This window comes from Streptomyces blastmyceticus (assembly GCF_039521185.1).
Lineage (GTDB): Bacteria > Actinomycetota > Actinomycetes > Streptomycetales > Streptomycetaceae > Streptomyces > Streptomyces blastmyceticus.
This window is the reverse complement of the sequence record NZ_BAAABW010000001.1, coordinates 97,868-113,601: the sequence shown is the minus strand read 5'-3', so window position 1 is coordinate 113,601 and position 15,734 is coordinate 97,868. Positions and strand designations below refer to the sequence as shown.

At 72.1% G+C, this 15,734-nt stretch carries 15 protein-coding genes and 1 tRNA gene; 14 read left to right on the top strand and 2 right to left on the bottom strand.

Going from position 1 to position 15,734, the window contains the following annotated elements:
- Nucleotides 1–15: 15 nt before the first annotated feature.
- The gene (locus tag ABD269_RS00520; protein ID WP_344114903.1) at nt 16–2,049 is read right to left on the bottom strand and encodes a hypothetical protein; all 2,034 of its coding nucleotides are present in this window, start codon (nt 2,047–2,049) and stop codon (nt 16–18) included.
- A 298-nt stretch (nt 2,050–2,347) separates the two neighbouring features.
- On the opposite strand from ABD269_RS00520, the gene proB reads away from it, so the two are divergent.
- The 5 genes from proB to ABD269_RS00495 all read left to right on the top strand — a co-directional run bounded on the left by proB (nt 2,348) and on the right by ABD269_RS00495 (nt 7,424).
- Complete coding sequence (gene proB / locus ABD269_RS00515; protein ID WP_301894483.1) at nt 2,348–3,448, top strand: glutamate 5-kinase; 1,101 nt, start codon at nt 2,348–2,350, stop codon at nt 3,446–3,448.
- A 217-nt stretch (nt 3,449–3,665) separates the two neighbouring features.
- Complete coding sequence (locus ABD269_RS00510) at nt 3,666–4,148, top strand: hypothetical protein (protein WP_116211783.1); 483 nt, start codon at nt 3,666–3,668, stop codon at nt 4,146–4,148.
- Between the two features lie 78 nt (nt 4,149–4,226).
- The gene (locus tag ABD269_RS00505) at nt 4,227–5,546 is read left to right on the top strand and encodes a glutamate-5-semialdehyde dehydrogenase (protein ID WP_301887467.1); all 1,320 of its coding nucleotides are present in this window, start codon (nt 4,227–4,229) and stop codon (nt 5,544–5,546) included.
- A 50-nt stretch (nt 5,547–5,596) separates the two neighbouring features.
- The gene (locus ABD269_RS00500) at nt 5,597–6,229 is read left to right on the top strand and encodes an SCO2584 family spore wall biosynthesis protein (RefSeq protein ID WP_301887469.1); all 633 of its coding nucleotides are present in this window, start codon (nt 5,597–5,599) and stop codon (nt 6,227–6,229) included.
- 109 nt (nt 6,230–6,338) lie between these two features.
- The gene (locus ABD269_RS00495) at nt 6,339–7,424 is read left to right on the top strand and encodes an SCO2583 family membrane protein (protein WP_301887471.1); all 1,086 of its coding nucleotides are present in this window, start codon (nt 6,339–6,341) and stop codon (nt 7,422–7,424) included.
- A 378-nt stretch (nt 7,425–7,802) separates the two neighbouring features.
- Here the strand turns inward: ABD269_RS00495 and ABD269_RS00490 are convergent, their stop codons facing one another.
- On the bottom strand, nt 7,803–8,966 hold the full coding sequence (locus ABD269_RS00490) for a M48 family metallopeptidase (protein ID WP_344114899.1): 1,164 nt from the start codon (nt 8,964–8,966) through the stop codon (nt 7,803–7,805).
- Nucleotides 8,967–9,067: 101 nt separating this feature from the next.
- On the opposite strand from ABD269_RS00490, the gene ABD269_RS00485 reads away from it, so the two are divergent.
- The 9 genes from ABD269_RS00485 (at nt 9,068) to phsA (ending at nt 15,527) form a co-directional block, all read left to right on the top strand.
- On the top strand, nt 9,068–9,235 hold the full coding sequence (locus ABD269_RS00485; protein ID WP_162889881.1) for a hypothetical protein: 168 nt from the start codon (nt 9,068–9,070) through the stop codon (nt 9,233–9,235).
- A gap of 92 nt (nt 9,236–9,327) precedes the next feature.
- Nucleotides 9,328–9,492, top strand: a complete 165-nt coding sequence (locus ABD269_RS00480; RefSeq protein ID WP_301887473.1) for a hypothetical protein — start codon at nt 9,328–9,330, stop codon at nt 9,490–9,492.
- Between the two features lie 56 nt (nt 9,493–9,548).
- Nucleotides 9,549–10,154, top strand: a complete 606-nt coding sequence (nadD, locus tag ABD269_RS00475; RefSeq protein ID WP_116211778.1) for a nicotinate-nucleotide adenylyltransferase — start codon at nt 9,549–9,551, stop codon at nt 10,152–10,154.
- A 19-nt stretch (nt 10,155–10,173) separates the two neighbouring features.
- Nucleotides 10,174–11,802, top strand: a complete 1,629-nt coding sequence (locus ABD269_RS00470; protein WP_301887474.1) for an LCP family protein — start codon at nt 10,174–10,176, stop codon at nt 11,800–11,802.
- A 124-nt stretch (nt 11,803–11,926) separates the two neighbouring features.
- Nucleotides 11,927–12,367: a ribosome silencing factor gene (rsfS, locus tag ABD269_RS00465; protein ID WP_116211776.1), complete on the top strand. Its 441-nt coding sequence runs from the start codon at nt 11,927–11,929 to the stop codon at nt 12,365–12,367.
- Complete coding sequence (locus tag ABD269_RS00460; protein ID WP_301894484.1) at nt 12,364–13,038, top strand: histidine phosphatase family protein; 675 nt, start codon at nt 12,364–12,366, stop codon at nt 13,036–13,038. The genes rsfS and ABD269_RS00460 overlap by 4 nt, the downstream gene beginning before the upstream one ends.
- A 114-nt stretch (nt 13,039–13,152) precedes the next feature.
- Nucleotides 13,153–13,225, top strand: a tRNA-Ala gene (locus ABD269_RS00455).
- Between the two features lie 123 nt (nt 13,226–13,348).
- Nucleotides 13,349–13,582 carry a hypothetical protein gene (locus tag ABD269_RS00450; RefSeq protein ID WP_116211774.1) on the top strand — a complete coding sequence of 78 codons (234 nt, stop codon included), beginning with the start codon at nt 13,349–13,351 and terminating at the stop codon, nt 13,580–13,582.
- Between the two features lie 151 nt (nt 13,583–13,733).
- A complete protein-coding gene (gene phsA, locus ABD269_RS00445; protein WP_344114892.1) occupies nt 13,734–15,527 on the top strand; it encodes an O-aminophenol oxidase PhsA in 1,794 nt (597 codons plus the stop codon).
- Nucleotides 15,528–15,734 lie beyond the last annotated feature (207 nt).

Genomic DNA, 15,734 nt, shown 5'->3' with positions numbered 1-15,734 from the left:
CGATTGAGGGCAGGGTCAGACGGACGCCGTCTCGTCCGCGCGCTGCGGGGGGATCTCGGAGGCGCGTGCCTCCATGCGCTCGCGCCGGGCGTCGGCCTCCGCGGCGAGCGAGAGCGCCGCGGCGTTGAAGCGCACCAGCGACGGCGGGTCGGACGGACCCAGCAGCTGGACCTTCAGCTCCGCGCGGGCCGCGGCGAAGCCGTCGAGCGCGGGGTCGCGGACCGCGGCGAGCAGCCCGGCCACCTCGGTCGCCTCCGGCGCTAGGATCGTCGCCGCGCTCACGGTCGGGAAGTTCGCGCGGAACTCCTCCTCGCCCATCCCGCTGGTGTTCGCGACGGCGTACGGCTTCTCGCTGATCAGGTAGTCCGAGACCACGCTGGAGACGTCGCTGATCAGCAGGTCGGACCGGTTGAAGCAGGCGTAGAGGGCCGGGCGCGGGCCGGTGACGACCTGGTGCTCCCAGACCGGCAGCGAGGCCCAGTACGCGGCCTCCCAGGCGGCCGTGGCGGCCTCCACGGTCGCGGCGCGCCCCTTGTCGGGCGTGCCCTGGAGCATCATGCGCTCGATCTCGTCGGCGCTGTCCCGGAAGGTGCTGGTGGTGAGCCGGTCCAGCTCGGCCGTGCGGCGCGCCAGCTCGGCAGCGGCCTCGGGGCCGGGCCGGTCGCCGCCGCGGCGCTCGTTGGCCTCGCGGATCATGGCCTGGATGCGCTCGTTGGCGCGTCCGGCGCGCGGGTCGACGGACCCGGTCATCGGGTGCGGCTTGTAGAGCAGCCGGACCTTGGGGTCGGCGAGCAGCTCGCGGACGATGTTCTCGCCGGCGAGCATGACCGAGGTGTTGCCCGGTTCGCCGTCCCAGCCTTCCCAGGTGGGGGCGTACAGCACGGTGGTGTACGCCCCTGTGGGCGCCCCGGCGTACGGCTCGATCGGCGCGAGCTGCGGGCGGCCGACCTCGACCACGTCGCGGTCGTCGACGCCGATGTCGGCGAGCTGGTAGCGCTCGCGGGCGGCGGGCCCGGCGACCCAGATCTCGTCGTACGCCTTGGAGTACGGGTTGCAGCTGGAGAGCTTGTCGCTCTCGCCGTGGTTGGTGAAGGCGTGCTTGATGGAGGGCATGCGCAGCACCTGCGAGGTCTTACCGGAGTTCGCGGGGTGCAGCATCATCTTCAGCGAGGACTTCTCCAGGGCCATCAGGTGGACGACCTTGGGGATGCACACGATCGGCACGTCGGTGGCGTCGATCTTCTGCACCATGAAGCGCTCGCGGAGCACGATGACCGGGTTGCCGTCCAGCTCGGCGAGGGTGGAGAGCCACATGTTCGCCTGGTAGGCGGAGCTCGTGCCACCGGAGAAGTACATGCCGACGGTCGGCTTGTAATCGGCGAGCCAGCGGTCCAGCCACTCCAGCGCCTGCTGGTCGTTCGCGATGCGCTTCTTCGGGCGCAGCCAGGTGGCCAGCCGCGCGGTGCCGCCGACGGCGAGGAGGAGGGCGACGCCGACGCCGATCTCGCCCCAGAGGGCCTTCTCGGTGGCGGCGGTGACCAGCAGGCCCGCGGTGGCCGGGACGGCGAAGCGCAGCAGCCGGCGGCCGTGCTGGCGGGCCAGCAGGCGCGGCGGCGCGGCGGACAGGTGCAGGCCGCTCGTGTCGATGTTCCGGGTCAGGAACGGCAGTGTGCGGCTGCGGCGGACCAGCAGCGCGGTGGCCTGGCAGGCGAGGTGGGCGGCGTAGAAGAGCACCAGTCCGACGAAGACCGGGGCGTAGTCGCGCAGCGAACCGTCGCCGTGCAGCCGCAGCAGCCCGATCAGCACCATCATGTCGCGCAGCAGCTGCCGCACCATGACGTCGAAGCGGATCTTGCCGAGGACGGCGACCAGACCGGGGTCACGGTGCTGGAGGTAGAGGTCGAGCGCGAGGCCCGCCGCCGAGGCGGCGATCAGGAGCGGCACGAGGGGCAGCAGCGCCCCGACGAGCTGGGCGGCGAAGAACACCAGCATCGCGAGCAGCGCCATGAGCTGTACGGCTCGGCGCGAGGCGGTTCCGGCAGAAGGCACTGGGCGGGCTCCTGGCAGGCGGGCGGGGAGGGACTGGGCATCGGGGGACCGTGGGGCCCCTCCCGGCGGTCGGCCAGGGGAGGAGGACAACGGTCGACCACCGACCGTATGACGGTCGCTGGCCCAGGGGCAATCTTCGCCGATGGCAATCGCCGCAAAACAGGGCCGAACGACCACAATCCCCAGACGGTAGATTTGCGTGCCGGAGCAGTCACACACGACCGGCGATCACTAGAGGTGTACGTACGTGACAGGGGCAGGGGCGAGTACGGGGGCAGCGGCGGCGGCACGGGCGGAGGTGACCGGGGCCCGCAGGATCGTGGTCAAGGTGGGATCCTCGTCACTCACCACCGCGGGCGGCGGGCTGGACGCCGACCGGGTTGACGCGCTGGTCGACACGCTGGCCAAGGCCGGCGCGGAGAAGGAGATAGTGCTGGTCTCCTCCGGCGCCATCGCCGCGGGGCTCGCGCCCCTGGGGCTCGACGGGCGGCCGCGCGACCTGGCCCGCCAGCAGGCGGCCGCCAGTGTGGGCCAGGGCCTGCTGGTGGCCCGCTACACGGCGTCCTTCGCGCGCTACGGCCGCCGCGTCGGCCAGGTGCTGCTCACCACGGACGACACCAGCCGCCGCGCGCACTACCGCAACGCCTACCGGACGCTGGACCAGCTGCTCGCGATGGGCGCGGTCCCGGTCGTCAACGAGAACGACACGGTGGCCACGGACGAGATCCGCTTCGGCGACAACGACCGGCTGGCCGCCCTCGTCGCCCATCTCGTCCGGGCCGACCTGCTGATCCTGCTGTCGGACGTCGACGGCCTCTACGACGGCGACCCCAGCATCCCGGGCACCTCCCGGATCGCGGAGGTCGCCGGTCCAAAGGACCTCGAAGGCGTCTCGATCGGCAGTGCGGGCAAGGCAGGCGTCGGCACCGGCGGCATGGTCACCAAGGTCGAGGCGGCCCGGATCGCGGCCGCGGCCGGGGTGCCCGTCGTGCTCACCTCCGCCAGCCAGGCCGCCGACGCGCTCGCCGGGCGGCCGACCGGCACCTTCTTCCACCGCACCGGCCGCCGCTCCACCGGCCGGCTGCTGTGGCTCGCGCACGCCTCCGCGCCGCGCGGGGCCCTCGTCCTCGACGACGGGGCCGTGCGGGCCGTGATCGAGGGCAGCGCGTCCCTGCTGCCCGCGGGCATCGCGGCCGTCGAGGGTGAATTCAGCGCGGGCGACCCGGTCGAGCTGCGGGACTCCGAGGGCCGGGCGGTGGCCCGCGGGCTCGTCGCCTTCGACGCCGCGGAGATCCCGCAGCTGCTCGGCCGTTCCACCCGTGACCTGGCCAAGGAGCTGGGTCCCGGCTACGAGCGCGAGGTCGTGCACCGGGACGACCTGGTCGTGCTGCGCCGCTGACGGACGTCAGGCAGGGGCGAGAGGGCGGGGTCGGTCCAGCCTTTCCATGGGGACCTTCCGGAAAACCGCCACGCGGCCGCCCGGAGGCTGGTCAACTTTGTTGCGGGGGCCGTCACGGGCAGGCGGTCCCCGGCATCGAACACATGGCGCAGCGAGTAGCAGCAGCGACACGGCTCCGCCGCATGCGCGCGGAGCAGCGATCAACAGGAGGCCGCCGGTGAGACGAGGGCGCCCAGGGGCGATGTCCCGAGGGACGGCGGAGCGCACACTGACCAGCGTCGGCACGGGGGACGCGGTGGAGGGGGCACGGGGGAGCGCGGAGCGCGAACAGCGGGAGGCCACGGAGCGCGAGGGCGAGGTGTCGCGCCTGTGGCACATCACCCTGAGCGTCTCGGGCGCGGAGGCACCGCTCGCGGAGGTCCGCCGGGGCCTCGAACAGCTCGCGCACGACCACCCCTTCCTGCTGACCAGCCGCTACGCCAACGACCACGCCGAGATCCGCTACTGGGAAGAGGCGCGCGACCTGCACGACGCCGCGGCCGTCGCGCTGCGGCTGTGGGGCGAGCACCGCTCGTCCGCCAGGCTCCCGCCGTGGGAGATCGTCGGCCTTGAGGTCATCGACCGGGGGACGTACCACCAGCGCATCGCGGAGGGCTACGGCCCGCTGCCCGCCACCCCGGTCGGCGTGCACCCCTTCTGAGGCCCGCAGTGCCCGCCCGCTGTCCGCAGTCCGGAATACATGGTGGCCCAGGCGCGCCGCGCGACTAGGCTGCGGGCCATGAGCAGCGTTTTCCCCTCCCCCCTCGCCGACCCCATGCCGCAGTCCCCGGTGCTGCGCGCGGCCTACCGCGCCCGCGCCGCGGCCGCCGACCTGGCGCCATTGCCGCGCTCGGTGAAGGACGAGGCGCTGCTGGCGATCGCCGACGCCCTGGAGGTCCGCACCAAGGAGATCGTCGAGGCCAACGCCGAGGACGTCGAGAAGGCCCGCGCCGCCGGCACCAGTGAGACGGTCATCGACCGGCTGACCCTCACCCCCGAGCGGGTGCGCGCCATCGCCAAGGACGTACGGGACGTCGTGGCCCTGCCCGACCCCGTCGGCGAGGTGGTGCGCGGCTCCACCCTCCCCAACGGCATCGACCTGCGCCAGGTGCGCGTCCCGCTCGGTGTCGTCGGGATCATCTACGAGGCCCGCCCCAACGTCACCGTGGATGCCGCCGCCCTCTGCCTGAAGTCCGGCAACGCCGTGCTGCTGCGCGGCTCGTCCTCCGCGTACGCCTCCAACACCGCCCTGGTGCGCGTCCTGCGGGACGCCGTCGGCGGCGCCGGGCTGCCCGCGGACGCCGTGCAGCTCGTCCCGGGCGAGAGCCGGGAGTCCGTGCGGGAGCTGATGCGCGCCCGGGGCATGGTCGACGTGCTGATCCCGCGCGGCGGCGCCTCCCTGATCCGTACGGTCGTGGAGGAGTCCACCGTCCCGGTGATCGAGACGGGCACGGGCAACTGCCATGTGTACGTGGACGCCGAGGCCGACATCGACATGGCCGTGGACATCCTCGTCAACTCCAAGGCACAGCGCCCCAGTGTGTGCAACGCGGCCGAGACGCTCCTGGTGCACCAGGACATCGCGGCGGAGTTCCTGCCGCGCGCCCTCGCCGCGCTGGCGGAGGCGGGCGTGACCGTCCACGGCTGCGAGCGGGTCCTGGCGCTGGCCGAGGGCGGCCCGGCGACCGTCGTGCCCGCGACGGTCGAGGACTGGGAGACGGAGTATCTGTCGTACGACATCGCCGCCGCGGTGGTGGACTCCCTGGACGCGGCCGTACGGCACATCCGGCTGTGGTCCTCCGGCCACACCGAGGCGATCGTCACCACCTCGCAGGCCGCGGCCCGCCGCTTCACCCAGCTGGTGGACTCGACGACCGTCGCGGTCAACGCCTCGACGCGGTTCACGGACGGCAGCCAGTTCGGCTTCGGTGCCGAGATCGGCATCTCCACGCAGAAGTTGCACGCGCGCGGACCGATGGGGCTCCCGGAGCTCACCTCCACCAAGTACATCGTCACGGGCGACGGACACGTCCGGGGCGGTGCGCGCCCGGGAAGCTGAATTCCCGTACCGGCTGCGCGGATTGGCCGTTCCGGGGCTACGCTGGACGGGTGCCGGACGACGTGGGGGGCCAGCCGTTCCCGGACGGCGAGGAGCCCGACAGCCACCGCCATGGAGACGCGGACGACGCGTTCGCCTCCGTGGTCTTCGACGAGGAGTTCGTGCGGTCCGCCGCGATCCACGAACCGACCGCGGTCGAGCGGATGCTCGCCGCCGCCCAGGCCCGCGCGGAGGCGGAGGCCTCCCGGTCCCGGGCGGGCGGCGGGCCCGCCGACGACGACGCGCCGGATTTCGACGAGCCTTATGAGGGCGGGTTCGCCGCGGGCCCCACGGGCCACCACAGCGGGCGCGCCAGCGGGTGGTACACCCTCGCCCACGACCTGGACCCCGACGATGCCTACGGCCCGTACGGGCGCTACGGCGCGCCGCGCAGGCCCTATCGCGGGCACGCCCGGTGGCAGCGCCCGGTGGCGTGGCTGCTCGCCGTGGTGATGGGCATCGGCGTGGTGGCTCTCGCCTTCGCCGCCGTCTACCGCAGCGCCTCCTCCGGCAATCGGCCCAGCTCCGACCCGCCTCCCGCGACCACCGGGGTGGACGCCCCGGCGGTCGACCGGCCGGGCCCGCTGCCGTCGGTCTCGGCCGATTCCGAGCCTCCGGTGGCATCCGCGGCACCCCGCCGCTGAGCCGGTCGGGCGGGCCCTGGCATGCGTGCATCCGGCACGGTGAATTTTCCTCACAACTTGTCGTGTACCAGCGCGTTTACCAAGGCCCCGACGGACCTACTCTTGAGGTATGGACGGGCCTGGAGACCCACCTGAGGGGACGCCCGAGGGAGTCCCGGGGGGTGGGGAGGACGAGTACCGATCCGTCGTCTTCGACGAATCGTTCATCCGCGCTGCCCGCCTCCAGGAGTTCTCCGCGCGCGAGCGGATGGGTGACCACGCGCTCGCTGTGCGCAACCGCCATGTGTGGGCCCGCGTCAGCACCTCGCGACAGGTCCTCGTCCTGGTGATACTGATCGCCCTGGCCTTCGGCACGGCCGTCTACATGGGCCTGCGGCACCCCTACAAGGACGCGGCGGTGCCCGTCGCGGAGCCGATGCGCTCCACGGTCATACCCCTGGCCCCGCGCGACGCCGTGCCGGGCGGCCCGGCCGGCCGGCTCTTCGACCTCAGCCCGGCCGCGCAGTTCCGGCTGGGCGAGGAGGGCGTCACCCTGCCTCCGGCGCGCAGCACGCAGCACTTCTCCGAGAGCCAGGTGATGGGCGCCCTGGCCGCCGCCAAGGAGTACACGGTGAAGTCCGCGCTCGACCCGGCCGTCCTGACCGGCGGGTCGCAGCGCACGCTGCGGGTGCTGCTCGACCCGGCACAGCTCGACCAGTTCGACCGCAGCTTCGACCACCCGTCCAACGACGGGCGGCACGCGGCCACCGGCTGGGTGATCCGCTTCGATCCCGCCCAGGTGGCCCTGGTGAGCACGCCCGTGCGCACACAGGGCGTCTTCACCGTGGCGGAGACGGCCCCCGGCACGCTGGAGGTCTCCGGCGACCACACGTTCGTCTACGCGCTGCGGCCCGCGAAGGCGGGCGCCGACCTCGGTACCGAGGCGGACGGTGCGTCGCTGTTCACCGTGCGCCGTACGATGCGCTTCCGCTTCGACCGGGACGGCCTCCAGGACCACCATCTGACCGTCGTGCAGAGCTATCTCCAGGCGGGCCCGGAATCCTGCTCGGCCGACGACGCGGCCTACCTCCGCCCCCTGCTCGCCGGCCAGCACGCGAGCACGGACGGCCCGGCGGTGACCGACCCGTACACGACGGGCCAGGACGCGACGCCACTCTGCGGCTCCCTGGCCCAGAGCGCCCAACCGCACCGCTAGGGCGCTCAGTTTTCTTCCCGGCAGACCGGTGCTTCTGCGCCTGCGGCGGGCTTGTTCCCCACCCCGCCCCTTCCCGCAGCGTCTGATGCTCGGCTCCGCCGAGGCCGGGGCTCCGCCCCGGACCCGTGCCCGGGTGCGGCCCGACGGTCTTGTTTCCCCAGCCCCGCCCCTTCCCGAAACTGGGGCTCCGCCCCAGACCCCGGTCCTCAAACTCCCCCAGCTACCGCTGGGAGGTGCCCCCACGGGCTGGATTTTCCAGCCCGTCCGGCGTTTGAGGACACCGCGTGAAGCGTGGTCCGGGGGTCTGGGGGCTTGCCCCCAGTTTCGGGAAGGGGCGGGGCTGGGGAAAGGGACCCCCGGAGGGCCCCAGGCGCCCGCCTAAGGCTTCGAGGGCCCGTCCTCCGGGTCCTGGCCCCCCGGAGCCGCTCCGGGCCCCTCTGAAGGCTTCCCGGGGGCCTCCCCGGAACCACTCCGGCCGCCGAACGTGTCGCGCAACCGCCCCCCAAGATCGCTCGCCCCGCCCGCAAGATCCCGCACCAGCCCCATCAAGGGGTCCTTGCTGGCCCGCACGGAATCCGCGTAGTGGCTCGCCGACTCCCGGAAGGAGTCCGTCACCGACGTGTCCTTGTCCTCCGAGCGCCGCGGGTAGTGGCCGTCCACGATCCGCTGGTGGTCGCGGCTCTCCGCCCACTTCTTGAGCTCCGCCGCCCGCACGGTCGTGAAGGGGTGCGTGCGCGGCAGCACGTTCATGATCTTCAGTACGGAGTCGCGCAGGTCGCCGCCCGCCTCGTACTCCTCCGCCTGCGCGAGGAACGCGTCCACGTTCATCTCGTGCAGGTGGTTGCCGCCCGCGATCTTCATCAGGCCGCGCATCGACGCCTGGAGGTCCTGGCCCACCAGCAGGCCCGCCCGGTCCGCCGACAGCTCCGACTTGCGGAACCACTCGCGCAGCGCCGTCACGATCGCCATCACCGCGATGTTGCCCAGCGGGATCCAGGCGATCTTGAGCGCGAAGTTGGTGAGGAAGAGCAGTATCGTCCGGTAGACCGCGTGGCCCGAGAGCGCGTGGCCGACCTCGTGGCCGACGACCGCCCGCATCTCCTCCTCGTCCAGCAGCTCGACGAGGCCCGTGGTGACCACGATGATCGGCTCGTCCAGGCCGATGCACATGGCGTTGGGCTGCGGGTCCTGGGTGACGTACATCGGCGGGACCTTCGGCAGGTCCAGGATGTAGCAGGCGTCGAGCAGCATGGTGTGCAGGTGCTGGAACTGCTGGTCGCTCACCCGCACCGAGTCGGAGAGGAACAGCAGCCGCAGGCTGCGCTCCGGCAGCAGCCCGCTCAGGGCCTTGAAGACGGTGTCGAAGCCGCTCAGCTTGCGCAGCGCCACCAGGGCCGACCGGTCCGCCGGATGCTCGTAGGCGCGCGAGGAGATCCCGGGGAACCGCTTCCGCTGCCGGCCGGGCAGCCGCTCGTGGCCCTCGCCCCCCGTGCCGGAAGCGCTCCCCGTGGCGCGCTCGCCGCTGCCGTTGCTGTCGCTCATCAAGACCCCCTCAATGGGCTGATCATGGCCCGGCGGCCGTGACCCGCCCGGCTGCCGCCCCCCACAGTAGGCGCTGCCTCCGGCATGGCTACCGTGGAGGCATGCCCGACATCCACGCGTTCACCGCGAACCCCGGCTTCACCGAACTGCTCGCCGTCTCCAAGGGTGACCAGGGGCCCGGAGCCCTCATCCGTACGGTCCTGGTCGTCGGTGTGGTCGGCATCGCCTTCCTCGCCTGGTTCCTGCTCCGCGGCTACAAGAAGGACTGACCTGTGGAGTCGGCGTGAGCCCGCGCCCGCCCCCCGCATACGATGTGGCAGAAATCTCTGCCCACTACCGTCCCGGATAGGTCCTGCCGACGATGAGCGCTTTCACCTCAGCCCACACCGCCCTGGCCACACTCGCCTCCGAGGGCGAGCACGCCGACACCCACCCGAGCATCAGCCCCTACATGACCGGTGGCGCGGCCCTGGTGATCCTGCTGCTCCTCCTGTGGATCACGACCCGCTTCAACCGCGACCGCTGAGCACACCCGGTCCCTGCGGGTCCGGCGTCCCGCCGCGCCCAGTAGGGTCTCTGCGCATGGGAGAGCAGACAGGGCCCGTGAAGCGGCGGCTCGGCGTGATGGGCGGGACATTCGACCCGGTCCACCACGGCCACCTGGTCGCCGCCAGCGAGGTCGCCGCGCGGTTCCACCTGGACGAGGTCGTCTTCGTACCGACCGGGCAGCCGTGGCAGAAGAGCCACCGGGCGGTGTCACCGGCCGAGGACCGCTATCTGATGACGGTGATCGCCACCGCGTCCAACCCGCAGTTCTCGGTCAGCCGCATCGACATCGACCGCGGTGGTCCGACGTACACCACCGACACCCTCCGCGACCTGCGCGCCCTCAACGACGACGCGGACCTGTTCTTCATCACCGGCGCCGACGCGCTGGCCCAGATCCTCACCTGGCGGGACACCGAGGAACTGTTCTCGCTGGCCCACTTCATCGGTGTCACCAGACCCGGCCACATACTGGCCAACCCCGGTCTGCCCGAGGGCGGTGTCTCGCTCGTCGAGGTGCCCGCGCTCGCGATCTCCTCCTCCGACTGCCGCACACGCGTGGCGCAGGGCGACCCGGTCTGGTACCTGGTCCCCGACGGTGTGGTGCGCTACATCGACAAGCGCAAGCTGTACCGGCACTGAAGGCACGTGAGGGGCACCGGTGAACGACCGACAGGACCCGTACGCGCAGGACCCGTACGGCAGCCAACCCCAGGTCCACGGCTATGACGTCTACGGGCAGCCGGTGTACCGGCCGGACGCCCCGGAGCGGGTGTACGACCAGTACGGGCAGCCCGTGCAGCAGCAGCCCGTGCAGCACCAGCAGGGTTATGGCTACGACGGTCAGGCCGGCGGCTACGACCCGTACGCCCAGCCCCAGCAGCTCCATGAGCCGCACCAGTTCTACGAGCCCCCGCAGCAGGCGCAGCAGACCCAGCAGCAGGAGTGGATCCCCCGGCAGGCCGGTGCCCCCGCCCACGAGGCGGGCGAGGCGCCCCGGGAGGAGCGGCACGAGCCGTCGCCCAAGGTGCCGGAGCAGGCGTCCGCGCCGGACTACCGCACCGAGCAGTTCTCGTTCATCGAGGAGCCGGACGAGGACTCCGAGGACGTCATCGACTGGCTCAAGTTCAGCGAGAGCCGCACCGAGCGGCGCGACGAGCGCAAGCGCAAGGGACGCAACCGCGTCGTCGCCCTCGTCGTGGTGCTCGTGCTCGCCCTGGGCGGCGCGGCCGGCTACATGTGGTGGGCCGGTTCCGGTGACAAGAAGGGCGCGACCACGGCAAGCGGAGCGCAGAAGCGCGATGTGATCGTGGTCCATCTGCGGCAGACCCAGGGCGGCGGCAGCTCCACCGCATTGCTGGTCGACAACGAGACCACCAGGAAGGGCACGACGGTCCTGCTGCCGAACGCGCTGGCCGTCGCCAAGGGGAGCGGCGGTTCCACCACGCTCGGCAAGTCCGTGCAGGACGACGGCACCGGCGCGACCCGCGATGCCCTCAACACCCTGCTGGGCGCCGACATCAAGGGCAGCTGGCGGCTGGACACCCCGTATCTGGAGAACCTGGTCGAGCTGGTCGGCGGGATCGCCCTGGACACGGACACCGACGTCCCCGGCGCGAAGCCCGGCGACAGCCCGGTGGTCCACAAGGGCACCGCGCAGAACCTGGGCGGTCAGATGGCGGTGGCCTACGCCACGTACCGGGCCTCCGGCGAGGACCCGGGCAAGCAGCTGGCGCGCTTCGGCCAGGTCATGCAGGCGGTGCTGAAGAAGCTGTCCGGCGACCCCGCCGCCGCGACCCGGACGGTGGAGTCCCTCGCGCAGATCCCGGACCCCTCCCTGTCCGTCGAACAGCTCGGCGCCTCCCTGGCCCGGCTCGCGACGCTCGCCAAGGCGGGTGCGTACGACACCACGGCGCTGTCCGTGCAGTCCGACGGGACGCTCGGCGACCAGGCGACCGGCAAGGTGGTCAAGGACGTCCTCGGCGGCACGGTGAAGAACACCGACAAGAACGCCACCCCCCGGGTCAGCGTGAAGAACGCCACAGGGGGCAAGGCCGCGTCCGGCACCGCCCAGGTCACGCTCGTCAACGGCGGCTACACCGTCGTCGACGCCGGCACGGCGGGCACCGCCGAGGCCGCCTCCGCGGTGACGTACGCGGACGACCGGCGGGAGGCCGACGCCAAGGAGGTCGCCAAGACCCTGGGGCTGCCCGCGGGCGCCGTGAAGAAGGGCGGCGGCGCGCCCAACGCCGACGTCACCGTGGTCCTGGGCAAGGACTACAAGAGCTGACGGCGGGGACCGGCCGGGCGGCGGGAGCAGGGCCCGGCCGGTCCCGCGGAAAAGGCCAGGAGGGGTATCGGTGGGTCGTGAGACCCTTGAGGCGTACTGACCCTCTTTATCGAAAGCATGGCTTGTGACCGCCACGGACCGCTCCATCGAGCTCATCAAGGCCGCCGCACAGGCGGCCGCAGACAAGCTCGCGCACGACATCATCGCCTACGACGTCAGCGACGTACTGTCGATCACCGACGCCTTCCTGCTGGCCTCGGCCCCCAACGACCGCCAGGTCAAGTCGATCGTCGACGAGATCGAGGAGCGGCTCAACAAGGAGCTCGGCGCCAAGCCGGTGCGCCGTGAGGGCGACCGCGACGCCCGCTGGGTGCTGCTCGACTACGTCGACATCGTCGTCCACGTGCAGCACAGCGAGGAGCGCGTCTTCTACGCCCTCGAGCGGCTGTGGAAGGACTGCCCCGAGATCGACCTGCCCGCCGACGCCGTCGCCACCCGCGGCAAGGCCGAGGAGCACGCCAAGACGCAGGCCGGTGAGGCCGACCTGGACGGTGAGCTGAGCTGAACGGCAGCACGGGCGGCACGGCCACGGGTGTCGCGACCAGGGGCCGGCGCATCGTCCTCTGGCGGCACGGCCAGACCGCATGGAATCTGGAGCGCCGCTTCCAGGGCTCCACGGACATCGAGCTGACCGGTACCGGCGTCGCGCAGGCGCGCCGGGCCGCCCGGCTGCTGGCCGCGCTGCGGCCGGACGCCATCGTGGCCTCCGACCTCAAGCGCGCCTCGGCGACCGCCGCCGAGCTGGCGGCCGTCACCGGCCTGCCGGTCGCCCACGACGCCGCCCTGCGCGAGACCTACGCGGGCGCGTGGCAGGGCCTCACGCACGACGAGATCATCGAGCGCTACGGCGAGCAGTACGCGGCGTGGAAGCGCGGCGAGCCCGTGCGGCGCGGCGGCGGCGAGCTGGAGACCGAGGTCGCCGACCGGGCCGCCCCGGTCGTCCTCGGCCGGGCGGACGAGCTGCCGGAGAACGGCACGCTCGTCGTGGTCAGCCACGGCGGCACCATCCGCACGACCATCGGCCGGCTCCTCGGCCTTGAGTCGTCGTCCTGGGAAGCGCTCGGCGGCCTCACCAACTGCTGCTGGTCGGTGCTGGGCGAGGGCGCGCGGGGCTGGCGCCTGCTGGAGCACAACGCCGGGACGCTGCCCGAGCCGGTGCTCGGCGACGACGACTGACCCCGTCCGGGAGCCGCCCCTGGCCCGATTTCACATCCGGCCAGGTCACAGGCTAAAGTTCTTCTTGTTCGCGGGGAACGCGGAGGGAAACCTCCGGGGGAAGCCGAGAACAGCGGGGCTATAGCTCAGTTGGTAGAGCGCCTGCATGGCATGCAGGAGGTCAGGAGTTCAATTCTCCTTAGCTCCACAATCCGGACGATCCCGTCTCTCCGTCAAGGAGAGGCGGGATTGTTGCTGTTCCGACAGGGTCCCATGGCAGAATCGGACGGCCGGGACCGGACGGGACCAAAGGGGAGGGAACGGCTGACCCATGGGTGCACACAGCCGGAAGTGCGACTGGTGCGGCAGCGGGACGCCGATCGTCCGCGACATGGAGCCGCTCAACTCCTCTTACCAGTACTGGTGCGTGGAGTGCGCGCGGGCGCTGATCATAAAAGGCGACCCGATCGAGACCTACCGTGAGCTCGAGGGCGAGCCGATCTACGGCCGACTGCTCGACGAACACTGCACGTTGAAGCGCTTCTACTCCTTCGCCACCGCCTGAGGCGGACCCCCGCCGGAATACTTCCGCCCGCTTCCGCCCGATTTTTCAGGCCACTTCCGGCAACCCTCGCCGTACGCGGGCGCGTCCTATGGCGTGAAAGCTGCCGCCGGGGACGGCCGGCGGCACGGGGGAAGTCAACGGAGGTCACCACGTGACCGAAACAGCGATCGATCCTGCGCCCAAGCAGGAAGCCGTAGCCGAGCTCACACCCTTCCTGGACGTCCTGCGCGTGCCGCCGGTGCTGCGGCCCGGCCGCAGAGAAGCCCTGGAAGGCATCGAAGTCGAACTGACCGCCACCTGGGTCCGCCTGCACTCGCAGCTGCCTCCCACCCGCGTGTGGGCCTATGCGGGCCACTTCCCGGGGCCGACCGTCGAGGTCCGCCGGGGCCGCAGGCTGCGGGTCGCCTGGACCAACCGCATCAGCGGCGACTATCCCGTGACGGCCGTCGAGGCCACGCCCGTGCCGGGCTCGCCGCCGCCGAGCGACGTGCCGGGCCGCAGCGGTGCCGCGCCGCTCGCCGAGGTGGCCGCGCTGCCGCCGTGGACGGTGACGCACCTGCACGGCGCCCCCACCGGAGGCGGCAACGACGGCTGGACGGAGAACGCCGTCTCTCCGGGCGACAGCCAGCTCGCCGAATACCCCAACGACCACCGGGCGGTGGCCTGGTGGTACCACGACCACGCCATGGACATCACCCGGTGGAACGTCTTCACCGGCCTCGCCGGGATGTATCTCGTCCGCGACGAGGAGGAGGACGCCCTCCGCCTGCCGCACGGTGAGCACGAGATCCCGCTGATCGTCCAGGACCGCAACCTCGACCAGGACGCCGACGGGCGCCTCACCGGCAGGCTGCTCCACAAGACCGAGATCGTCGCCCAGGACGCGCAGGGCAAGAACGTCACCAAGGCGTTCACCGGCCCGTACACCCTCGTCAACGGCGTCATCTGGCCGCACCTGGACGTCGAGGCGCGGTGGTACCGCTTCCGGCTGCTCAACGCCGCCAACGCCCGGATCTTCCAGTTCCGGCTGGTCGACGAGGACACCGGCGCGCCGGTGCGCGGCGCGGCCTGGCAGATCGGCACGGACGGCGGGCTGCTGCCGCGTCCAGTGCCGCTGGACGCCCCGCTGTCCGTGGCGCCCGCCGAGCGGATGGACGTCCTCGTCGACTTCGGCAGGCTGCGCGGGCGCCGCCTCCGGCTGGTCAACGCGGCGCCCGGGGTGCGCTATCCGCAGGTGATGCAGTTCCGGGTCGGGCGGGATCCGGTGCGCGAGTCGTTCGTGCTGCCGGAGGTCATCTCCACCTCGTTCCGCCGCATCACCCACGAGACCGCGCCCGAGCACGGGCACCGGCTGATCGCCATCACCCCGCCGGGCACCGCAGGGAACGGCCACCCGGCGCTGTGGGAGATGCACCAGGTCGACGCGGGCGAGGTGCAGATCCCCAGCGAGGGAGTGATCCAGCTCAAGGCCGCCGACGGCACGGTGCGCACGTACCGCAGGGGCGCCCGCGCCTTCGACGACGCGCTCGGCTTCATGGTCGGGCACGACTCCTGGGAGCAGTGGAGCTTCCTCAACCTGGGCGGCCCCACCCACCCGATGCACATCCACCTGATCGACTTTCAGGTCCTCGGCCGCGACCTCTACCCGGCGCCCGCGGGCGGCCCCTTCGACCAGGACCTGGGCGGCACCCGCGCCCCGCTGGAGCGCACCGGGCAGGCGCCGGTGTCGGACGGCGACGCGGGCTGGAAGGACGTGATCCAGGTGCCCGCCGGGCAGATGGTCAATGTGATCGGCCGGTTCCACGGCGCGAAGGGCCGCTTCATGTACCACTGCCACCTGCTGGAGCACGAGGACATGGGGATGATGCGCCCCTTCGTGGTGATGCCGGACGAGGTAATGGCGTTCCACCACGGGGGCGGCGGTGACCATCACGGCGGTCACTGAGCCTCGCCGGCTCGGGGCGCGGTGTCCTGGCGGCGGCCAGCAGCAGGAAGGCCGCCCCGGCCGCCGGATAGCCGGCCGAGAGCAGCATCTGGCCGCCGCTCTGGTGGAGTTCGAGCCGCGCCTGTGACACATGGGGGACCCGCCACAGCGCGTACGAGCAGAAGAGCGCGCCGGCCGCCGCCGTCACCGCCCACCAGGCGGTCGGGA